Source organism: Paenibacillus sp. FSL H7-0690 (assembly GCF_037980415.1).
Classification (GTDB): Bacteria; Bacillota; Bacilli; order Paenibacillales; family Paenibacillaceae; genus Paenibacillus_AQ; species Paenibacillus_AQ odorifer.
In genome coordinates, this window is the sequence record NZ_CP150281.1 from 3535567 (window position 1) to 3555933 (window position 20367).

Consider the following 20367-nt stretch of genomic DNA (forward strand, 5'->3'; position numbering starts at 1 on the left):
ACAATAAAGGGCGGTGATCAAAATTGAGAGAAAATAAATATTTGCAAATTTATAATGAATACAGCAACCAAATCCATTCTGGACAACTGCTGCCGGGAACCAAGCTGCCTTCCGAAAGTGAACTCGCCGAAGCTTACGCCACTTCACGAGAGACCGTGCGCAAAGCGCTGAATCTACTTTTCCGTGAAGGATATATTCACAAAATTAAGGGCAGAGGCTCCTTTGTGCTTGACATGACCAGAATGGATTTCCCTGTTACCGGTTTGATTTCATTTAAAGAGATGGCCGATACCCTGGGTACTGCCTCACGGACACTGGTAGAGCGGACGATACAAGAGCCGGCAGGCTCCGCAATCGCCAGACATCTGCAGATTCCACCTGAAACTCTGATTTGGAAGGTTGTTCGCGCCAGGGAAATTGAAGGTGAACGGATCATTTTGGATAAGGATTATTTTCGTGCGGATATTGTTTCCTTTCTGAGTGAGGAAATCGCGGAAGGCTCAATCTATGAATATCTGGAGCTGGAATTGGGTCTTAAGATCAGTTATGCGAAGAAGCTGATATCCGTTGAGCCTTCTACCGAGGAGGATCATAGACTGCTCGATTTGAAGAATTTTACGCATATTGTAGTAGTACGAAACTATGTGTATTTGGAGAACACGGTGCTTTACCAATATACCGAGTCTAGACACCGGCTGGATAAATTCCAGTTCGTGGATTTTGCTCGAAGGGTGAGGCGATAAGCTGATCCGAGGGTGTCCCAGTTATCAGTGTATCCGCTGGTGCCTTGTATAGCATGGCTCTGAAAAGCGATGGAAACGTATGGATATGGGGAGCGAACAATGAGGGCCAGCAGAACCTGTTGCAATTTCGCTTGTAGAAGAATCTTATTAGATTTGAAGAGTAGGGAATTTCATGCCTAAGTGGCAATGAATTCCCTATTTTTATAGGTGAGTCAAAAAGAGAAAACTCTTTTCATATTCATTCTTTATCATTACAGCTATCCGTCTAGACTGTTAAAATGATGGAAGTATGGTAGACAAAGGAGATAAGCAATGAATAATGGCTTTCGGATCAATACTAAGGAGAACCGACACCGAACTCTGAGGCAAGTAAAACAAGCGGCGTTTCATGCTTTACAGGAATATGAAATAGACTGGAACTCCATTCACTTCATTCAAGTATCCGAACATGTCACCTTCCGCATTGTAAGCGATGTGGGGGAACAGTTCTTGCTCCGCATTCACCCGGATAACAAACAACGCGAAGGAACCATTTCAGAAATTGAGTGGTTGTTCGCTTTGAAGAGCAAGGGCCTCCTCTTGCCCGAAGCTGTAATCAATCGTGAAGGGGCCTTTATTACGGAAACATCGGTGTGTGACGGACAACGGTTTTATTCGAGCTTAATGCGATGGGTCGAGGGAAAGCATGTAGACAAAAGCGAACTAACGGAGGAGGGCATCCGTAAAACAGGATCATTGATGGCAAAGCTTCATGAGGCCAGCTCTGATTTTAGTCCTTCCAGCGGCTTTACTCGTCCTTCTTGGGGTGCACTGAGCTTTAAACGGGACTGGGATCACCTAAGTCTACATCGCAAACATTTCATATCGGATGAGGGTTTTAAGTTATATTCCGCAGCCGCCACTAAAGTGGCAGCTTGTCTCGAAACGTTCACAAGACATGAACAAAATTATGGGATGATCCACGCGGACTTACATAATAAAAATGTCATTTTTCGGGATAATGAACCTTATCCTATCGATTTTGGCAGGTGTGGCTTCGGCTATCATCTTTACGATATAGCTCAGGCTATTATGGGATTATACCCAACACAAAGAGCTTATTTCGTCGAAGGATATCAGAGAATCAGGAAGCTGGAAGATGAACATATAATGAAGCTAGAGTGCTTCTTAGTCATGGCGATAATCGAAGCCTATAGCTTTCATGCAGAGAATCCGCTTGAGACCGAGGGGTTGATTGAAGAGCAGCCATATGCTCAAGCGATTTTGAGAGCTTATGTGAACGGGACAACCTTTTTATTTAATTCTCTGGATATTTCAATATAAAAGATTAGAAAATGATGTGCGTTATATTTTTCAAATGGTATTATTAGGATGAACTGCTGAAAACTATTTAAATTGTATTTGGAATCTTAGCAATGAAAATGGTTGACAAAACTTTATAAAAAGTGAGGAGTAGAGCAATGAACTTTGATAAAGAACAGCTTTTTTGGATAAATCCAATCAATGATTACTCTATTACAGAAAACAGGATTGAATTTGTAACGATGCCGAATACAGATTTTTGGCAACGAACCTATTATGGTTTTAGAAATGATAATTCACCTGCACTGTTAATGAAAACTGCTGAGAAGTATTTTTCATTTATAGTAAGAACAGATTATGATAGTACACATAGATACGAGCAGTGTGGGATAGTCATCTATCAGGACAGTGATAATTGGTTCAAGGCATCGGTAGAATATGAAAATGAGGAATTCCAAAGACTTGGAAGTGTGGTTACAAATCACGGATATTCAGATTGGGCAACAACTGATATCGATGCAAACATTAAAACTATGTATTATAGACTAAGTCGACGCGAAAGTGATTTCTGTATTGAAAGCTCTTTGGACGGGACTATATTTGAACAGATGCGTATTTTTCATTTGTTTGAAGGGAATGAGGAAATAAATTTTGGCTTATATGCTTGTAGCCCAGAGAATTCTTCATTTAAAGGTGTTTTCACCGAAATGGAAATTACAGAGTGTAAGTGGTTGGAGCATAAATAGTCGTTTACGCAGCTGAAAGTGAATATTACTCAAAAGGGCCTTCCTAAAAGGAAGGTCTTTTTTTAATGGAGTGGTTATAAAGTTGTCATCAGTTTCCGATTTCTATAGTTATCCATGTGGTAAAATTAGGATAATTGGATCTTGGGAGGCGAGGACATTGAGTCTTGTGATGATCATTTTATTACTGTTCTTAAATATTCCAGTATATAAATTTTTATTTCGCGTGTTCTTCGTGAATAAAGATGATTATAGCGAATCGATTAGGCATACTTTTACACCTAACATCATTTCATTATTCCGGGGAGAGTATTGGAAGGATAGAATGAATACGGCAAGGCTTCAGTTTTTTATACTCATTTGCGGTGGGATTGTTGTTTTGGAATACCTTGTTTTGTATAAAATAATTGATATTTTTCGTTAACTAGAACTTCATTTAGAAACTTCTGCTTATGGTGAGCAGGAGTTTTTTTATCTTGCATAAGCACCGCCCTATTATGGAAAACTTATGTAGTGCGAATAAACAGCATGAATCTATTTTGCGAGGTGATAATGATGACAAATCAAGATCCGCAGGAGCTTCTTAAAAGTAAACACAAGCTGGATGAGCAGAAGAGGCAGTTCACAAATTTTGCCCGAAGTGCTTCCGGTCATGGTGAAGCAGAAGCAGGCCAGGAATTCAGTAATGACCGAGTGCCAGATGATCAAAACCGCATGAAATCTGTTGAGAAAAGACAAGATTGATCTTAAAAAGCTATCAAATAAGCCGATCCTTTTCTGGATCGGCTTAGAAAAATAAATTTTTACGTTGTAAGGTTGTTCAATAGGTATCGGATGCTAGAGTTTTCTTGCTTTAATTACAAAAGTTACAGGAAGCATCTTTGCTTTTTTTGCAAAATCGCTTTTATCGTCCCGCGACTGCATAAGTTCATCATCAGATTGCTCAATCATTTGCTCAATAACAAATCCAGCTTTAGATAGCGCATTCACATAAGTTGATAATTTACGATCCGATAAAGTTAGCGTACTTTCATCAAGAGATACTGAATACCAAGATTCATCGAAATAACATTTTTTAAAAACAAGCATATCATTTTCTGCAACAACACATTTGTGTATAGGGTGAGACCAGCTGAAAATAAATGATCCATCTTTTTTAAGGTAAGAAGCAATCCGGCTAAAAGTACCCTCAAGGTCAGTTGTCCAGCCTATGGCATAAACCGAATATACAAAGTCAAAATAATCCTCTGGCAGGCCACATTCTTCTTCCATAGGTGAGCAGATCAATTTTGCTGAAAGACCGTGCTCCGTCAAAAGTTGCCTAGTCTTTTCGATTTGGTTCTCTGCTATATCCGTACCCCATAGTTCAGATGCATTGCGTTCCCCCAGATATTGCAAAGATTGACCGCTTCCACAGCCTATCTCCAGCAACTTTTTCCCTGAGACATCACCAAAAAGTTGGCATTGTTCTTCCGATACAAATGCTCCATAAAGAGGAAGTGCAGTAGCTCCTAAAACTTCATTTCCTTTTGTATCCCAAAATAAGCTGTTTGTTTCATGAATAGTATTCGTATCCATATCGACCGAGATGGCGACGCCAACCTCACCAGCGCCTATAACGTTTGTTCTATAACCAGAATTTTTGTCCATGCAGACACCCGCCCCAAATATAGATTATATAAGCCTAAACATATCTCCCGACTTGCGCGTAATCCCAATAACATATATCGAACACGAACAAGCTGAGGGATTAACCATAGAATAATCTACCATTTTCCCATGAACATATCCATCCAAAATTTCCCACTAAAATTTCCAATTGTGAAATAAAGCATGAATTTCTGTTTATCTCTCGCAGGGGGAGCCAGAATAAGTATGAATGTTACGATATTTTAATTTACGAGAAGGATCAGTTTTTCATGCTGCTCTAGGCATGCAACTGGACTCGCACACACCTTTCCTAGATAAATAGGCAGTCAAGCTATAATTTAATTCTAGCTATTGTATAGTCCAATCCCGACTACAGTTCTTACATACATTAAAGAGAGACTGGTAGTTTATATTAAATCTTTAATTAAGGGAGGATTCACTAGAATGGCCATTCTATCATCAGGACCTATTGATAATAGCGCTGTGAGCGGTTTCAGACCTACTGAACAGGTGACGGTCAAGATTGATAACCGGGATGCGTTAAATCAGTCCGCAATTCTGATCCAAGGGTACAATTTAACCCTCACAAGGACCTTGTATGTAAGCGAGCTTGTTACTATTTCTCCAGACGAGGTGATTACAAGAAATTACTTTGCCAATCTGGATGCCTATGAGTTTGTCTTTACAACGGAAGGTCTTGCAGAATTACAGACGGAAATTTCCATGTGGGGCAAAAATACAGACGGGGAGCTGGTTACCGCCCACCGGCTTGTATCATCTGAGCTGCTGGGAACTGAAAATGGGGGAGCCACAGGCTCCGTTAACCGCATTTATGTTTCCAATTTCAATAGCAATGATGTTTCTGTGATCAACGGGGCAACAGGTGCGGTGATAGTAGTCATCCCTGTAGGTGTGAATCCTGCGGGAGTAGCCATAAACCCGTTAACTAATCGTATTTATGTTGCTAATTTGAACAGCGACAACGTATCCGTTATCGACGGAGCGACCAATACGGTGCTGGCTACCATTCCTGCCGGGGATGGAGCAGGTGCTGTCGCGGTCAATACTGCTACCAATGCTATCTATGTTGCTAACTTTAATGATAATAGTGTTACTGTCATTGACGGATTAACCAACACAGTGGTGACTACCATTATTCCCGCCGGCGGTTCTCCTTTTCCAACGGGGATCGGCGTGAATTCCTTAACCAATACTATTTATGTAGCTGAATTCAACTCGGATATTGTTACCGTCATTGACGGGTCTACGAATATGGTTATTACGCAGATTCCCGTTCAGGTTAATCCATTTCGGGTGGGCGTTGATCCCTTAACGAACCGGATTTATGTCTCGAACTTTACCAGTAACACCATTTCAGTCATTGATGGAGCCAGCAATACTGTGATAACTAACTTGCCTGTAGGAACGACTCCGGCTGAATTGGGAGTGAACATATCAACCAATGCCATCTATGTGCCAGACCGGGATGACGACAATGTGTCGGTGATTGGCGGTTTAACGAATACGGTGATTACTACCATTCCGGTCGGGAATAACCCTAATGGTGCAGGAGTTAATCCATTGACCAATCGCATCTATATCACCAATCAGGATGATAACACGGTATCGGTCATTGATGGGGTTACCCAGACTGTGATTAGTGTTATTCCTGTAGGTGCACGTCCGTTCTCAGTCGGTGTCAATCCGTAGGAAGCAAGGACAAAGAATTTAGTACACTCTAAATTCTGTTCTTCATCTTACCGCAGGGGGTGAATCATACGATGAAAATAACATCGGCAGAAGAAATTATGATCCTATTGTCGAGTATGGACAAAGAGCATTCTGCAGCACGTATCTACGTTCCGGGCATAGGTGAATTCACGATTGTACTACAAAAGAAAGAGGGTAGCAGCGGGACAGCAGCAGAAGAACGCATAATACCGGCAGCAGGGTTAACAAGGAACCCTTATCTTTAGTGATAATCAGTAACTCAACCTTCTTCCGGTAAGGAAGAGGCTGGGGGTTTGTATCTTGGAGTTTTGTATATGAGAGAAGTAGAAACAGTCTTGGACTGAATACGAAAGTCCAAGACTGTTTCTACTTTTTTCCGCCTAATGTTTCGAGATAGATTTCCTGCCTGCAGCAGGTTGTACAACTCGAAGACCTTTAATAGGAGAGGTACTCCGGCCAACATTTTTCCTTTTACCAGGAACTGCCGTGTTGACATTTAAAAACTTAGATTGACTTTGAATACTAGTGGATACAATATTAACCGTGTAATTTCTGTAGTTACCAATACTGATTTTTCTCAATCCAAGCCTTCTACAAAGCGGAGCAGCACAGTAACCTGCGCCACCACAAAGTTTGAAAGCATTTTGCGGTAGAGTAAGATAGTTAACACCTGACCATACAAGACGCCTATCTGCAGATTCGGCATAGTAATATATCTCACGATTGTTGACTGCCCCATTCAATACCTCTACCGTTTGACCTGGATTAATTGTGTACCAACCTACCGCTTCGTACCAGCTGGGCCAAGGTATTAAGGGGATAGAGCCCTTATTACAGCTTGCAGAGGAGTAATATGCAAAGGCAACATATATGGTTACACTGGTACTATTACGAAAACTAAGTCCCATTGCATTCAGCTCCTTTCTTTTTGATAGAATAAAGTATGCAGTTTAATAGAAGAAAGGAATGGACATTAAGAAAATAATTTCGAATCGATTGGGTTGCTCATGTGAAGAGCCAGGGTAGATAAATTAAGAAGAGACCTCTCGCGTGCCGTCCTTTATCTATGTCATCCTATTTATCGATCGAACTTATTAATTCGTCAGAGGACGTAGATCTGTTCTGTTTGGTCCGAGTCAAAAAAACATATGTGGATGTATATATTAGAAACATAACACCTGCAGGGTTGTAATGAGTATTTGCTCTGACTAATAGTTAAATTAATCCCAGCATTTGTCATACAGACGCTCCCTATGTGTCGATGAAATATCATAGTGAAGAAATGCGTGAACTGGTATACACACTAGGCAAAACTTTACTTAGATTTCTGGTCGAACTCCGCAGACCTGTTCCAAGGCTGACTTATTTCCAATGACATGTACAACATTAAGAGTATCAAGTAAAATGGCTGATATAAGAATTCTGAATGTATTGGTTTGATCAGGGGGGGAGTTTTACAATGAAGAAAAAGGTACTAACTGAACGTCAGTTAAAATCGCAACAAGTCAAAGAAAATATACATAATGCAGCCATCAGGATGCTGAAAGAATATGAATACGACTATTTAACGGTTCGTAATGTATGCAAAGAAGCCAACGTATCTACAGGTACGTTTTATCATCATTTTAAAAACAAAGATGATCTTTTGACCTATTATTTAGCATACGGGTACGAAAAGTACATGGATGAAAACGAGATTCTGTTTGATGATGATGTGAAAAAGAACATCGCTCAAATTTATCATATTTACATTTCTTATTGTATGGAGATGGGTATTGAATTTTTATCAAATTACTATTCCACTAAAAATAAAAGCTTAAATACACGTGATAAACATTCCCCAGAAGAAATCCACAAGGTTCCATTTTTTGAAAAGTCGATCATTGCCATAAAACATGGGCAAGAACAGGAATTTATATCGCCAGATGTAGATATACATGAAGCTGCTAATGATATTTGCACTTTAGTTAAAGGACTCATCTTCGAGTGGTGCCTGACAGATGGGAGCTATGACCTACAAAAGAATGTTCAAAAAATCTTAAGGATTTATTTGAATAGTATAGTTACAGAGGCGTATAGAGCTTTGTACGAATAAATTTTTGGAAATAGTTATTTGACAACTATGGATTTTTGCTTTAAATTTAGAACACGTTCTAGAAATGGTTATTTGTTCTCTAAGCAACGCCAACCGGGGGTCTTTATGGAGACCTTAGGATGAAAAACTATTTACTGAGCGTTTGAGTACTTTACACGGTGATCGTCTTCCCCTAGTGGCAGTAGGTTTTATTCATAGTCCAGAAGAATGCTAGACATCCTAAACAGTGGGATTACTCTTGTTGCCATGGGTCGGGAATTTATTGTGGAACCGCATTGGGTGAAGAAGGTGATGGATGGGAATGAAGGAGATATTGCTTGGGAGAAACTATTTTTTATCGAAGGTTGGGTACCTGTGGCGAAAAAAATGAATAGGGTGGTGTAAGGTCGGAACTATGGATTAAAATCTCAAAGTAAAGCAAAACATTCTAATTTAGAAAACTAGTAAACATAAATAACAGGATAATCATATTAACCTTTTATATGCATGCGCATGCAAATATATGGGTGTTTTCAAAATAAATACGCCAACTAATTGTTCAATACGAGGATAATAAATATTCCCTTATAAAAGGAGCCCTTTGAGAAACATGATTTCAATAAACATATTGGACTATTCGCCAGTGGACGAAAATTACGATGCACAAGAAGCATTGATTCAGACAACGGAGTTGGCAAAAAGAGCGGATCAACTTGGATATAAGAGATTTTGGGTATCAGAGCATCACCAAATGCAGTCCTTAGCAGGAAGTACTCCTGAACTGCTCATGATGCATCTTGCGGCTTCAACAAATCACATAAGAATCGGTTCTGGAGGAGTGATGCTTCCTCATTATAGCTCGTATAAAGTGGCTGAAAACTTCCGGATGCTAGAGGCTCTGTACCCTAATCGTATTGACTTAGGTATAGGAAGAGCTCCCGGAGCAAATAGATTAGTCACTCACGCACTTAATGAAGAGAAAACTAGACCACTTTCCTAAGAGCAACAAGTTATGGATCTAAAAAGTTTCTTAACGAATGATTTTCCAGAAGAACATCGTTTCAAAGATTTGTTCACTACGCCTGATATTTCTACAACTCCAGAAATGTGGGTCTTGGGTGGGGGAGGAGGAAGTGCCAAAATAGCTGCTGATAATGGCGCTGCATATACGTTTGCTCATTTTATTAATCCTTATGGAGAAGGGATAAGAGCAATAAATCACTATCGAGAAAACTTTAAACCATCCAAATTGTTTAAAGAACCTCATGTAATGATTGCTGTATTTGCTGTAATCGCAGAAACAAATGAAGAGGCAGAAGAGCTCGCAAAAGCATTTGATTTATGGCTTTTGAAAGCTGAGTCTGCACAAACTCCAAATTCTTACCCTTCAATTGAAACTGCAAAGATCTATTCATACAGTTCATTTGAGAAAGAAACTATTCATCGTAATCGCAATCGCGTTGTAGTTGGTGATGTAAATCATGTTAAGGAACAAATTGAGAATCTTGCAAAAAAATATGGAGTGAACGAAGTAACTATTCTGCCAAATATCTCAGGAGCTAATAATAGAGTTAAATCTATTGAACTGCTGGCGCGAGCTTTTAATTTGAAAGAATTATAATTTTTATTAAGGATTAGAAAAACGGAGCACAACTATCAAATTTATCATTGAAGGGGAAGTCGAAAATGTTGAATTTAAATGAATCATTAAACGATAATCTAAGCTTAGAACAAAGAATAGCTCGGTTAGAAGATATTGAAGCAATCAAACAGTTAAAGTATCAGTACGCACGTTATTGTGATAACCATTATGACCCGGATGGAATCGCCTCATTATTCATACCAGATGGACATTGGTTAGTTACTGGTATTGGTGGCGAGGCAACAGGCCATGATGAGATAAAGAAGCATTTCGTTGCAGCTTCTAAGGATATTGTATGGGTCGTACATTATATAACGTCACCAGAAATCGTAATAGCTTCTGATGGGAATAGTGCTACTGGAAAGTTTTATTTGAACTGTCTTGCTACCATTATTAATAAAAATGACAGATCCCAAGAAGACGCAGTAGTAATGACCGGGAACTATGTTGATCATTTCGTTAAGGTAAATGGAAAGTGGTACTTCAAAAAATTAAGCGGTGCTATAACTCAAGCGTCTGAATGGACAGATGGTTGGGTTCGTAAGCCTTGGATTGAATGAAGTATTCCTGCGTTATAAACCATTAGAGGGTAAAAGCTAAAATATAACAACCCACAGCCAAGATCATATTTATTATAAATCTTGGCTGTGGGTTGTTATTTATTTGTAATGAATATTATGATAATGGTTCATATCGCTAGTCATTGGATGCTCATGTGTGAAATGGAAGTGTTTGGAAAGTGCCACAGAAATTGTCAGAGTCTAACCGTATAAACACAGTTTCTTCCTCCCGCTAATATGTACTCCCCCCGTTCAATATGAACATTATTACCTAGAACAGTTTTAAATAGATGTAACTCATTTTTGCATAACCCGGTACATACAGCAGCAGCTTCACAGATCGGGCAATGTTTCTCAATGAATAAAAGACTGCCATCATCCTGCTCCTTAACCTCGGCCATATACCCTTCACTTGTTCGAATCTCAGCCAGTTTCTCCAGCTTCACTCTAACGTCTGCTGTATCACCAAGATGCTGAAGATATTGTTCTTGCATATTCTTATTTCGAACAGCCAGCAGCTTGTCCAGCCCCTCGTTTCCGAAAGCTTCTTTCATGGAATGGATCAGACTGACGGATAAATCCGAATATCCGCTTGGAAAAAACCGATCGGCCGCGGGGGTTAAGATCCATAGCTTGGTGGGTCGCCCCATGGGACGGGACTCTTCTTTATTAGTAACCAGCCCTTCTTCTTTCAGCGCATTCAAATGTTGACGAATAGCCATTCCAGATAGCGAAAACTGCGAGGAGAGTGCCATAACATCCATTCCCCCTTGCTGCTTTAACAGATCAATGATCGCTCTTCGGGTCTTGGTTGAGACATCCTTTTTGGTTTGATTTCGGCTCATGTTGCACCTCCTACTGAAACAACTAAATCTACATCACAGACTACATTTTAAACAAAAATGTTGACAAAGTCAAAGCTGAACTGTAGCTTAGACATTATAAACAAAAATGTTTACTAAGTGTCCGGATACGATGTATACATACCAATTTTCTTGGAGGTCACATTTCATGTCGTCTAATCATCAAAGTATTTTCAGCCCACGTTATTTTGCACTATCCATAGGTATTATTCTGTCAGTGATGGCCGTTGGATTCGAAGGCCTGTCCGTAACCACCATTGCCCCTTCAATTGCTGGAGATTTGAACGGCCTTAGCCTGTTTGGCTGGATATTCAGTACGTATCTGCTTGCGCAGATTATCGGAACTCTGGTCGTCGGTCGAATCATAGATAGAAGAGGACCTGCAGTACCGTTCACTATCGCACTTCTTTTGTTTATCGTTGGGTTGATTGCTGCCGCAACATCAGGCGATATGTATACCATGATAGGATCACGGGCCATGCAGGGTTTGGGTGCCGGAGCTATGATGACTTGTGTGTACACAGCAATATCCTTAAGCTACCCGGATGAATTACGCGCCAAAATACTCGGAGCATTTGGTACGGCCTATGTTCTTCCGTCCATGCTCGGTCCTTACGTTGCAGGTCTTATTGCAGATCAGTGGTCCTGGCGGTTTGTTTTCTGGGGAATATTACCGATCCTGATGATTTCAGCACTGCTTAGTTTACCTGCGTTCACGAAATTAAAAACACCGAAGACGCAAGGGGATATCGGAGCTTCATCAACTTGGAATGCGTTACTGTTAACGATGGGTACAGGGATTTTCTTAGTTGGTCTAAGCATGCTTCCGAGCATTATGGGATTTGTTTTAGTCATTATCGGCTTAGTACTTATGATATTTCCGCTCCGCAAACTGCTACCGAAGGGAACTCTTACGCTTAGAAGAGGCATGCCAGCTATTCTGGCAACACGTGGGCTGTTCTTCGCTGCCTATACCAGCACACAGAATTTCTTGGTATTGGCTCTAATCGATGTGAAAGGAATAACGCCTTCTCAGGCCGGATTGATTGTAGCGAGTGCTGCGTTGAGTTGGTGCGTCATAGCGTATCTGCAAGGACGGTGGGATTCGGCAGATCAGGGCCGTGGACGGCATACGCGAATTATTCTGGGTGTATTGCTGCTTGCCATAGGGATTACTATCGTATTTTGGATACCCGTTGTGACCGTTACCGTAGCAGTTATTGGACAGATCATCGCTGGAATCGGCATTGGATTGGCGCATCCGATTAGCGGTGTTGTGGCGTTTTCTCAGACAGGAGAAGGAGGTGTCGGCAACACCTCGGCTAATCTGCAATTTGCGGATTCTTTTACACCCGGTGTAGTTATCGGGATCGGCGGTTCCATCCTTGTGGTTTGTCAGGCTGGCGGAATGTCACTCCAATCCGGATTAATTGTAGCAATGGGTTTCCATCTCTTGTTGATTGTAATGAGTTTATTTGCGAGCACTCGGATCTCACCAGTAGCTGAACAAATAGGAACGGGTATCCAATCTTTAGGTTTGAAAAACTAATAAACGAAGGAGGAGTTCACAATGTTCATCGAGGTCAGTGACAAAGCATCAGAAAAAATCGCCGAAATCTTATCAAGTGCGAATATCCGAAATCCATTTCTAAGAGTGGGTGTTGATGAAGGAGGATGCAGTGGACTATCCTATACCCTAGTCGTGGATGAGCAGCAAGCAGAAGAGGATATTATATTAAATAAACAAGATTTTAGTATATTGGTTCACCCGAATAGTATTCCATATATTGACGGTCTTGAAATTGACTATGAAGAGAGTGGAATGGTAGGCGGATTCACTATGAATAACCCTAATGCAAAAGCTTCATGTGGATGCGGAGCCAGTTTCAGAATGGCCAATTATCGTGGCGAAATAAAAAAATGTGATTAAACAGCAGGAAGGAGAGAAGAGGAATGATATCATTTGCAGTATCCGAAAAAGCATTGGATTCATTTAAGAATGAATGGGGTTTGGAAGAGGGGCAATATGTAAGAATTTACGCAAAATATGCCGGTGGAGGCTCTGATGCTTTCACTGTTGGAATTAATGCAAGTGCTACACCGATCGATCCCGCATGGGTTCAATCCATTGGCGGATTTCATTTCTTTGTTGAAAAAACTGATGTTTGGATTTTACAGGATGAACTTCTTCAAATTGATTGTAATGAAAACGGCATATTTTCAAGCAAAATCTCCTGAACATCTTCTTGGGTTGCAATTTACAGTAGAATATCTACTACACTTCTAGCAATTTCGCATACTATTGTCTATACTGTTTTAAATAAATATCAGAATTGGATCTGATTTTTATAAGAAGCATGGTGCTAGGAAGCAGGTGCAGAGCATTGATAAATTTGGATAAATTAGCAAAGGCATTTACTAAAGGTGTCTATGAAATAGAAGATAGAAGCCGCTTAGTCATCCAGCCCAAAAGCTTATTAAGTGAATTCACCACCGTTAAGCATGGATTTCTATTTATCATTCGCGGGGGAGCCAGAATATGTGTGAATGGAACGGTATATGAATTACGGCCAGGATCAGTTTTTCATGCTGCTCCGGGCATGCAGATGGATTCGCAGGTTATAGGACAATCTGAGCTCGAGTATTACTCCCTTTTTTATAAATTGGATATGCCGGAAGAATTGAATAGTACTCACGAATTTGACTCTCATTTCAAGCTGGAGCCGGGAGCGAATCTAAAAATTATTGAATTACTAATTATGCTCCATCAGAATGCCCATCCATCCGGAGAAATTGGGAAGCTGCGTATCAAGGAGTTGTTCTTAAGCCTGATGCACCAGGTTCTGATTGCGTGCAGTTACAGAGAGAACGATCGTTCTCCGAATCAAAGAATGGTAGACGAAGCCCTTGCGTATATTAAACTTCATTATATGAATTCACTTACACTCGGTGAGTTAGCGGAACAGCATGCAATGAGTGCCAACCGCTTCTCTTACCTCTTTCATAAATATACGGGACTACGACCCATCGACTATGTCGTTAATTATCGTTTGCAACGGGCCTGTGAATTACTCAAAGCAGGTAATTTTCCTATCCGCGAGATTGCTGACCGTGTCGGTTATGACAATCCACTATATTTCAGCCGATTATTCAAAAAGAAATTCGGTGTTTCTCCCTCTGCCTATAAATAATGTACATAATGAGCTTCTTGTACTTGAACTACGTCTGCAGCTACTGGTGATAAGCCAGAAGTGCAGACTTTTTTTATTTAGATTAAATAATGATGCATGCTGGATTTGAGATTTGTACATTTGAATTTATTTAAATTTTTGATAAACTCACCTTTGTAACTGAGAATCATTATCAGTAAATTGATTTATAAATGAAAGGCTGGTAGATATGACAGAAAAAAGACCCAAACAATTATGTATTGGCCTGTCCTTAAATGCAACCTGGATGAAAGGAGACGGCTGGCGGCATCCGGATAGCAGAGTAGAAAAGATGGAGTCTATTGATTACTATATTGATTTGGCAAAAATGGCTGAGAATTCAAAGCTCGATTTTCTTTTCAGAGCTGATTATCTGTATGTTAGCCCGCAGATGTTAGGAGATTCCTCAAATTTCGGCAGCCCAGACCCTGCATTGTTTTTTGCAGCGATAGCTCGTGAAACCGAGCGGATCGGACTGGTAACGACGATTTCCACTACTTTTAATCCGCCGTATGTTGTTGCAAGGCAGCTGCAGTCCTTACACTGGCTGAGCAATGGACGCGCCGGCTGGAATATTGTCACTTCTATTGAAGGCGCCGATAATTTCAGCGACTCACCTATGCCGTCACCGGAAGAGAGATATGCCAAGGCTATGGAGTTCACGGATGTTGTATGCAAGCTTTGGGAGAGTTTTCCGAATGAAGCGATCGTTATCGACCGTCAGTCAGGTATGTTTTCGGATAAGGATAAAGTGACTGCCATTAATCATTCCGGGGAATTTTTCAGTGTAAAAGGGCCGCTTACTTTGCCTGCTCACAAGTCAGGAACGCCGCCGCTATTCCAAGCTGGGGCTTCGGATATTGGACGGAATTTCGCCTCATCTGTAGCTGATGCTATTTTTGCCGCAATGCCGGATATCGAATCGGGAGTGGAACTAAGGAATGATCTGAGAAGAAGAGCGGCTGAGCAGGGCCGTGATCCGGATGCTATCAAAGTTTTGCCGGGCTTATATTTTTTCCTGGCCGATACGCGCGAAGAAGCACTTGAATTACATAAGGCTGCACATGCGAATTTAAGCCTTGAACGCAGACATGCTTCGCTTAAATCGGTGCTGGGTCTTGATTTAAGCGGTTATCCCTTAGATAAGCGAGTAACTGCCGATATGTTACCCGATTCCAGTCAGGCCGTCCGCAGCCGGACTCATGCTGAGTTGTTACGGCGTTATATTATTAAAAATCAGCCTACAGTGAAAGAAATCTTGGACAGGCCGGAGATTGTCGGATCTGCACATTGGGTATCTGTCGGGACAGTCGAGGATGTGCTGAACGATATTATTGAACGGTTTGAAGCGGGGGCTATAGATGGCTTCATCGCCCTGCCAGGCGGTTCGGAACAATCTATGGAGCTGTTTTTTGAGAAGTTGGTACCGCAGCTGGTTGAAAGAGACTTATTCCGGAGCGAATATACGGGTAGCACTTTCCGTGAGCATTTAGGGATTTAAAAAAGAGAAATGAGGCGATTGAACGATGCATGAAGAGGAATTGTTTGATGTTACGATTATTGGCGGCGGTCCGGCTGGATTATTTGCTGCATTTTATAGCGGACTCCGTGAAATGAAAACCAAAATTATAGAATTCCAACCTGTGCTTGGCGGCAAAGTGCATGTCTATCCGGAAAAGATGATCTGGGACGTGGGAGGCTTACAGCCTATTCTTGGCTCGCAGCTTATTGAACAAATGGTTGGTCAAGGGATGACTTTCCAACCGGAGGTTGCCTTTAATGAAAAGGTCACATCCATCTCGCAAGATGAAGCAGGTTACTTTATTTTACACACAGCCGCAAACCGGAAGCATTTCACTAAAACTGTCATATTGGCCATTGGAGGAGGCATTTTGAAGCCGGTCAAGCTCGAAATCAAGGGTGCCGAAAGATTCGAAATCACAAATTTGCATTATACGGTGAAGTCACTTGCCCGCTTTAAAGAGAAGACTGTCCTAATATCGGGAGGCGGCCATTCTGCTGTAGACTGGGCGAATGAACTGGCTCCGATTGCCAAAAAGGTGTTTCTGACGTACCGGAAAGAGAACTTAAAGGGGCATGAAGCCGATATTTCACGCTTGGCAAACAATGGCGTAGAGTGCTTGTTAAATACTTCAATCGAAAAGTTGATTGCCACACCGGATCACGAAAGAATAGGGACTGTACTGCTAAAAAGTAATGACAACGGAGAGGGATTTGAGCTGTCTGTCGATGAGGTCATCATTAATCACGGTTATGAGCGCGACAAAGAACTGCTGGTGAACAGTGAAATTAAAATGGATCTGTGGGAACACCGGATTTCAGGATCAGTAATGAGCGGGACATCCGTGCCGGGTATTTATGCGGCAGGGGATGTTCTACATCATGAGGGGAAACTGCACCTGATCGCGGGGGCATTCCAGGATGCTGCCAATGCGGTAAACCAAGCCAAACAATACATCACACCGGAGGCAAATTCGTCCGGGATGGTGTCTTCACATAATGACCTGTTCACGCAGAAAAACCGTGATTTAATGAAGCATTTATACAGACAGTAATGATAACAACTCAAGGGGGAGCCAAATGAAAAGACTATATGGATGGATTACATCCTTAATTATACTAGTAGGATTACTGGCTGGGTGTTCCGAAACTTCAGTCACGCCTACACCAGAAGTTGGCAAGATCGAAGAAGCAGGATGGCCAAGAACAATTGCGGATGCCAGCGACAATGGAGTGGTGCTCAAGACACGACCTGAGCGTATAGCGGTTCTGCATCCCTTGTATTTAGATTACTTTTTTGCTCTTGATACGCCTCCAATCGCATCAACTAACGCAGCGGAAGCGATGAAGGATTTTGCTACTTTACAGCCTTACGCTGGAACTGCTGAAATCATTGATTTGGGCAGCAGCAATGCGAATCTGGAAATGATCATGGAAGCAAAGCCTGATGTGATTGTAACCTTCAAGGGTTCTGTTGATAGCAATTATGAAGAGTTGAATAAGATTGCACCAGTCATCTTAATTGACTACACCGATACCTGGGAAAAAACGACGATGCTGTGTGCTCAGATTGTTGGTAAAGAGACATTAGCGGAACAAGCCATTAAGGAAACCCAAGAAATGATTGCAAAAACAAAAGAACAGCTAAGTAGTCTTGAGAATAAAACCTTTGCTTTACTACGGGTCGACGGAAAAGCTAATTTTAATGCTCAAGGCTCTAAAAACACGATGTACTACAATCAAACTGTAGGCTTCGGGTTGTTGCCACCGAAGGGATATCCTGAAGAGGGAGGGGCCCTTTCTCTGGAAGGGATATACAGCATGAATCCTGATTATATTATTATCCAGCATGATATGGATATCGCAAAGGCAGCCATCAAGGACAAGGAAACTTCGAACGTGTGGAACTCACTGGAAGCAGTGAAAAACAATCATGTTCTTATCTTTGATAACTCACTCAATAGCGCAAGTATCCTGGCTGTCCGTTTGGCTGCAGATCATTTTCTGCAATTGGCGTCTGAACAATAAATTTATATTAAAAAATCCGATTGCACCTTTTAGGGCAATCGGATTTTTGTTATTAAGATAAATATCTTGACTGTTATTGATAATGGTTATCATTTATGATGAGTATTAGACAGATAACGGAGGGGTAGTCATTATGTACAAAAGCAATGAAATATTGCTTTGGGACCAAGCGACGGTCAAGTTATTGGATGTGCGCCATATTGAAAGGGTTCAAGGCGAAATTCTTCATAAGTACAAGATTCCTGCCAGTATATTTTTACTTTCGGTACAAGGGAGCGCTCAAGTTCAGTTAGATCACTCTGAATTTTCTTTTACAGGATTTCAAGTCCTGCATAGCGGGAAAGGGGCGACACTTAATATTGTTCCGACAAGTAAGAATTTTGTTTACTATATCATTTATTACCGTGCATGGATTCAAGAGGAGGATCTGTTCCAATCACAATATTGTTTTTCCCCTGATGCACCCATTTTACTTTATAACAAAATGCAATTGATGTATCAAAAATGGAACGAGCAAGAAGAGAGACTCAACGTAAAATCACTTTTTTATCAATTCATTCATCAGGTTTTAAAAGAATTACATAGAAAAGAGACTGAGGTGAAACAGACCAGTGTTGCAGTCCAAGTAATCACCTACATTCAGGAGTACTATGCGGAGCCAATTACATTAGATTCTCTTGCGGAAGTATTTAATTTCAGTGCTTATCATTTGTCATCTTTGTTTAAAGAGTACACAGGTATGAGTCCGATTGATTACTTAATTCGGTTTCGGCTTGAACTTGCAACAGAGCTTTTAATGACAACAGATGCTTCGGTCGGGGAAATATCAGCAAGCGTTGGTTATAAAGACGTATATTATTTCAGCCGAATTTTCAAGAAAAGAAAAGGTGTATCCCCTGCACATATTAGAACAAAAGAGTCACAGCGGCCAAAAGTTGCTGAAAGTCCATTAAACTTCCCCACATCCTCTATTTTTGAACCCATCGTTCAACAGTATATTAATAATGATAATCATTATTATAATATGGAAAAAGGGGAATTACATATGTTTAAAATGACAAAATCTCAGACGACGGCCGCTTTACTGCTTTGCGGTTCTCTATTATTAGGTGCTTGCTCAAGTGGGACGGGTACTGCTACGAAGGAACAAAGTAATGGAAATGGAACCGTAAATCAAGCAACATCAGAAGAAAGTACGAACACTCGAATAGTATCAACGCCTAAGGGAGATGTGGAAGTACCAGCAGAGCCGAAAAGAGTGGCGGCTGACCAATATATGGGGCATTTATTGAAATTAGGAATTGTACCCATCGGAGCAAGAACGTTTATGCTGGATGAAGGCTGGATGGAAAAAGCGGACATACCCAAAGAAACGATCGAGAAAATTGAGGATTTAGGGGATTTCCCTTTAAATCTGGAAAAATTAACGATGCTAGATCCGGACTTAATTATCGGTTCGATCGATGAGAACATAGAACAATATGAGAAAATTGGGACCACTGTATTTCTGCCTTATTGGGAGGGGTTAAAAACAGCAGGGCCGCTTGATAAATTTAGGAGTGTAAGCAAAATATTCGGAAAAGAAAAAGAAGCAGAAGAATGGATTACGGAATATGAACAGAAAGTAGCTGAAGCAAAGTCTAAACTTGCCGGGGTTATCAAGGAAGAGGAAACCGTTTCGATTGTTCAGTTTTCACAAAAGGCGGTATACGTCTTAGCGGCAAAGGGAGGAAACTATGGTTCTTCCACTATATATAATATGCTTCAGCTGCCTCCAACAGAAAGTGCAAAAAATATGGCGGAGGGATTTGAATCGATTTCATTAGAAGTGCTTCCAGAATATTTAGGTGATTATGTTTTTGTTTATAATGGCGATGCGGATGCTACCAATAAAGCAATGGAAAGTAACATATGGAAAGGCATCCCTGCAGTGAAAAATGGCAAAGTTTATTTGTATGGTGATAATTATCATGATGAATTCGTAATGGAAGATCCTTTTTCATTAGAGCTTCAGCTTGATACGATTGTGAATTTGTTACTTGGCACTAGTAAATAGTTTAATAGATATACTTAAGCCACTGATGTTTCTGGAATATTGATACCAGGACAACAAGCAGAAACTGCCAGCGGCGACATAGGAAGAGAGCGAAACGGAGCATTTATCCGTTTCGTTTTTTTTTTGCTAATATCCCGATAGTCCAATCCTTCATCATAAGCCTCAGCAACTGTGACTTTTTTCATAATACCCTTTCTATATTCGACCCGTTTTATAGGCCAAAAGTATAATTTTTACAGCAGTTT

At 40.9% G+C, this 20367-nt stretch carries 22 protein-coding genes and 1 pseudogene; 19 read left to right on the forward strand and 4 right to left on the reverse strand.

Annotation, left to right across the window (positions count from 1 at the left end; genetic code table 11):
• Positions 1 to 23: 23 nt before the first annotated feature.
• The 5 genes from treR (at position 24) to MHI32_RS15585 (ending at position 3532) form a co-directional block, all read left to right on the forward strand.
• Positions 24 to 743, forward strand: coding sequence for a trehalose operon repressor (gene treR / locus MHI32_RS15565; protein ID WP_036677129.1), 720 nt, complete (start codon positions 24 to 26; stop codon positions 741 to 743).
• Between the two features lie 312 nt (positions 744 to 1055).
• Entirely contained in the window at positions 1056 to 2066 is a 1011-nt protein-coding gene (locus tag MHI32_RS15570; RefSeq protein ID WP_340010178.1) for a phosphotransferase, read from the forward strand.
• Positions 2067 to 2203: 137 nt separating this feature from the next.
• Positions 2204 to 2791, forward strand: a complete 588-nt coding sequence (locus MHI32_RS15575) for a DUF1349 domain-containing protein (protein WP_076184931.1) — start codon at positions 2204 to 2206, stop codon at positions 2789 to 2791.
• Positions 2792 to 2948: 157 nt separating this feature from the next.
• On the forward strand, positions 2949 to 3212 hold the full coding sequence (locus MHI32_RS15580; RefSeq protein WP_339167879.1) for a hypothetical protein: 264 nt from the start codon (positions 2949 to 2951) through the stop codon (positions 3210 to 3212).
• 128 nt (positions 3213 to 3340) lie between these two features.
• Positions 3341 to 3532 carry a hypothetical protein gene (locus MHI32_RS15585; protein WP_340010179.1) on the forward strand — a complete coding sequence of 64 codons (192 nt, stop codon included), beginning with the start codon at positions 3341 to 3343 and terminating at the stop codon, positions 3530 to 3532.
• Between the two features lie 93 nt (positions 3533 to 3625).
• Here MHI32_RS15585 and MHI32_RS15590 read toward each other — a convergent pair whose 3' ends face one another.
• Positions 3626 to 4438, reverse strand: a complete 813-nt coding sequence (locus MHI32_RS15590; RefSeq protein WP_076130506.1) for a class I SAM-dependent methyltransferase — start codon at positions 4436 to 4438, stop codon at positions 3626 to 3628.
• Positions 4439 to 4882: 444 nt separating this feature from the next.
• Here MHI32_RS15590 and MHI32_RS15595 point away from each other — a divergent pair, with 444 nt between their 5' ends.
• Complete coding sequence (locus MHI32_RS15595) at positions 4883 to 6148, forward strand: YncE family protein (protein ID WP_076184930.1); 1266 nt, start codon at positions 4883 to 4885, stop codon at positions 6146 to 6148.
• A 71-nt stretch (positions 6149 to 6219) separates the two neighbouring features.
• Positions 6220 to 6414 (forward strand): hypothetical protein, encoded by a 195-nt coding sequence (locus MHI32_RS15600; RefSeq protein WP_248548626.1) that lies wholly within the window; start codon positions 6220 to 6222, stop codon positions 6412 to 6414.
• A gap of 332 nt (positions 6415 to 6746) precedes the next feature.
• Here the strand turns inward: MHI32_RS15600 and MHI32_RS15605 are convergent, their stop codons facing one another.
• Positions 6747 to 6908: a hypothetical protein gene (locus MHI32_RS15605; protein ID WP_239498742.1), complete on the reverse strand. Its 162-nt coding sequence runs from the start codon at positions 6906 to 6908 to the stop codon at positions 6747 to 6749.
• 720 nt (positions 6909 to 7628) lie between these two features.
• On the opposite strand from MHI32_RS15605, the gene MHI32_RS15610 reads away from it, so the two are divergent.
• The 4 genes and pseudogenes from MHI32_RS15610 (at position 7629) to MHI32_RS15625 (ending at position 10445) form a co-directional block, all read left to right on the forward strand.
• Positions 7629 to 8264: a TetR/AcrR family transcriptional regulator gene (locus MHI32_RS15610; RefSeq protein ID WP_076184924.1), complete on the forward strand. Its 636-nt coding sequence runs from the start codon at positions 7629 to 7631 to the stop codon at positions 8262 to 8264.
• A 207-nt stretch (positions 8265 to 8471) separates the two neighbouring features.
• Positions 8472 to 8648, forward strand: a complete 177-nt coding sequence (locus MHI32_RS15615) for a hypothetical protein (protein ID WP_175617337.1) — start codon at positions 8472 to 8474, stop codon at positions 8646 to 8648.
• Positions 8649 to 8853: 205 nt separating this feature from the next.
• Positions 8854 to 9864: pseudogene (locus MHI32_RS15620) on the forward strand (LLM class flavin-dependent oxidoreductase).
• Between the two features lie 65 nt (positions 9865 to 9929).
• Positions 9930 to 10445, forward strand: a complete 516-nt coding sequence (locus MHI32_RS15625) for a nuclear transport factor 2 family protein (RefSeq protein WP_076184923.1) — start codon at positions 9930 to 9932, stop codon at positions 10443 to 10445.
• 194 nt (positions 10446 to 10639) lie between these two features.
• Here the strand turns inward: MHI32_RS15625 and MHI32_RS15630 are convergent, their stop codons facing one another.
• Positions 10640 to 11290 (reverse strand): metalloregulator ArsR/SmtB family transcription factor, encoded by a 651-nt coding sequence (locus MHI32_RS15630; protein WP_076130513.1) that lies wholly within the window; start codon positions 11288 to 11290, stop codon positions 10640 to 10642.
• A 166-nt stretch (positions 11291 to 11456) separates the two neighbouring features.
• Between MHI32_RS15630 and MHI32_RS15635 the strand changes: the two genes are divergently transcribed.
• The 8 genes from MHI32_RS15635 to MHI32_RS15670 all read left to right on the forward strand — a co-directional run bounded on the left by MHI32_RS15635 (position 11457) and on the right by MHI32_RS15670 (position 20122).
• Positions 11457 to 12857: an MFS transporter gene (locus MHI32_RS15635; protein ID WP_340010183.1), complete on the forward strand. Its 1401-nt coding sequence runs from the start codon at positions 11457 to 11459 to the stop codon at positions 12855 to 12857.
• Positions 12858 to 12878: 21 nt separating this feature from the next.
• Positions 12879 to 13238, forward strand: a complete 360-nt coding sequence (locus MHI32_RS15640; protein ID WP_076184918.1) for an iron-sulfur cluster assembly accessory protein — start codon at positions 12879 to 12881, stop codon at positions 13236 to 13238.
• A gap of 23 nt (positions 13239 to 13261) precedes the next feature.
• Positions 13262 to 13546: a hypothetical protein gene (locus tag MHI32_RS15645; protein WP_076217679.1), complete on the forward strand. Its 285-nt coding sequence runs from the start codon at positions 13262 to 13264 to the stop codon at positions 13544 to 13546.
• 146 nt (positions 13547 to 13692) lie between these two features.
• The gene (locus tag MHI32_RS15650) at positions 13693 to 14499 is read left to right on the forward strand and encodes an AraC family transcriptional regulator (RefSeq protein ID WP_076184916.1); all 807 of its coding nucleotides are present in this window, start codon (positions 13693 to 13695) and stop codon (positions 14497 to 14499) included.
• A gap of 208 nt (positions 14500 to 14707) precedes the next feature.
• Entirely contained in the window at positions 14708 to 16018 is a 1311-nt protein-coding gene (locus MHI32_RS15655; protein WP_339167894.1) for an NtaA/DmoA family FMN-dependent monooxygenase, read from the forward strand.
• A 25-nt stretch (positions 16019 to 16043) separates the two neighbouring features.
• Complete coding sequence (locus MHI32_RS15660) at positions 16044 to 17093, forward strand: NAD(P)/FAD-dependent oxidoreductase (RefSeq protein WP_076130518.1); 1050 nt, start codon at positions 16044 to 16046, stop codon at positions 17091 to 17093.
• 25 nt (positions 17094 to 17118) lie between these two features.
• The gene (locus MHI32_RS15665; protein ID WP_076184914.1) at positions 17119 to 18066 is read left to right on the forward strand and encodes an ABC transporter substrate-binding protein; all 948 of its coding nucleotides are present in this window, start codon (positions 17119 to 17121) and stop codon (positions 18064 to 18066) included.
• A gap of 133 nt (positions 18067 to 18199) precedes the next feature.
• Entirely contained in the window at positions 18200 to 20122 is a 1923-nt protein-coding gene (locus MHI32_RS15670; RefSeq protein WP_340010186.1) for an AraC family transcriptional regulator, read from the forward strand.
• A 14-nt stretch (positions 20123 to 20136) separates the two neighbouring features.
• Here the strand turns inward: MHI32_RS15670 and MHI32_RS15675 are convergent, their stop codons facing one another.
• The gene (locus tag MHI32_RS15675) at positions 20137 to 20307 is read right to left on the reverse strand and encodes a hypothetical protein (RefSeq protein ID WP_340010188.1); all 171 of its coding nucleotides are present in this window, start codon (positions 20305 to 20307) and stop codon (positions 20137 to 20139) included.
• Between the last annotated feature and the right edge of the window lie 60 nt (positions 20308 to 20367).

Coding starts and splice junctions, on each gene's coding strand:
- MHI32_RS15665 (WP_076184914.1), top strand. CDS start 17,119: ATGAAAAGACTATATGGATGGATTACATCCTTAATTATACTAGTAGGA.
- MHI32_RS15645 (WP_076217679.1), top strand. CDS start 13,262: ATGATATCATTTGCAGTATCCGAAAAAGCATTGGATTCATTTAAGAAT.
- MHI32_RS15630 (WP_076130513.1), bottom strand. CDS start 11,290: ATGAGCCGAAATCAAACCAAAAAGGATGTCTCAACCAAGACCCGAAGA.
- MHI32_RS15640 (WP_076184918.1), top strand. CDS start 12,879: ATGTTCATCGAGGTCAGTGACAAAGCATCAGAAAAAATCGCCGAAATC.
- MHI32_RS15595 (WP_076184930.1), top strand. CDS start 4,883: ATGGCCATTCTATCATCAGGACCTATTGATAATAGCGCTGTGAGCGGT.
- MHI32_RS15600 (WP_248548626.1), top strand. CDS start 6,220: ATGAAAATAACATCGGCAGAAGAAATTATGATCCTATTGTCGAGTATG.
- MHI32_RS15590 (WP_076130506.1), bottom strand. CDS start 4,438: ATGGACAAAAATTCTGGTTATAGAACAAACGTTATAGGCGCTGGTGAG.
- MHI32_RS15670 (WP_340010186.1), top strand. CDS start 18,200: ATGTACAAAAGCAATGAAATATTGCTTTGGGACCAAGCGACGGTCAAG.
- MHI32_RS15655 (WP_339167894.1), top strand. CDS start 14,708: ATGACAGAAAAAAGACCCAAACAATTATGTATTGGCCTGTCCTTAAAT.
- MHI32_RS15660 (WP_076130518.1), top strand. CDS start 16,044: ATGCATGAAGAGGAATTGTTTGATGTTACGATTATTGGCGGCGGTCCG.
- MHI32_RS15570 (WP_340010178.1), top strand. CDS start 1,056: ATGAATAATGGCTTTCGGATCAATACTAAGGAGAACCGACACCGAACT.
- MHI32_RS15585 (WP_340010179.1), top strand. CDS start 3,341: ATGATGACAAATCAAGATCCGCAGGAGCTTCTTAAAAGTAAACACAAG.
- MHI32_RS15615 (WP_175617337.1), top strand. CDS start 8,472: ATGCTAGACATCCTAAACAGTGGGATTACTCTTGTTGCCATGGGTCGG.
- MHI32_RS15605 (WP_239498742.1), bottom strand. CDS start 6,908: ATGGGGCAGTCAACAATCGTGAGATATATTACTATGCCGAATCTGCAG.
- MHI32_RS15575 (WP_076184931.1), top strand. CDS start 2,204: ATGAACTTTGATAAAGAACAGCTTTTTTGGATAAATCCAATCAATGAT.
- MHI32_RS15610 (WP_076184924.1), top strand. CDS start 7,629: ATGAAGAAAAAGGTACTAACTGAACGTCAGTTAAAATCGCAACAAGTC.
- MHI32_RS15675 (WP_340010188.1), bottom strand. CDS start 20,307: ATGAAAAAAGTCACAGTTGCTGAGGCTTATGATGAAGGATTGGACTAT.
- MHI32_RS15625 (WP_076184923.1), top strand. CDS start 9,930: ATGTTGAATTTAAATGAATCATTAAACGATAATCTAAGCTTAGAACAA.
- MHI32_RS15635 (WP_340010183.1), top strand. CDS start 11,457: ATGTCGTCTAATCATCAAAGTATTTTCAGCCCACGTTATTTTGCACTA.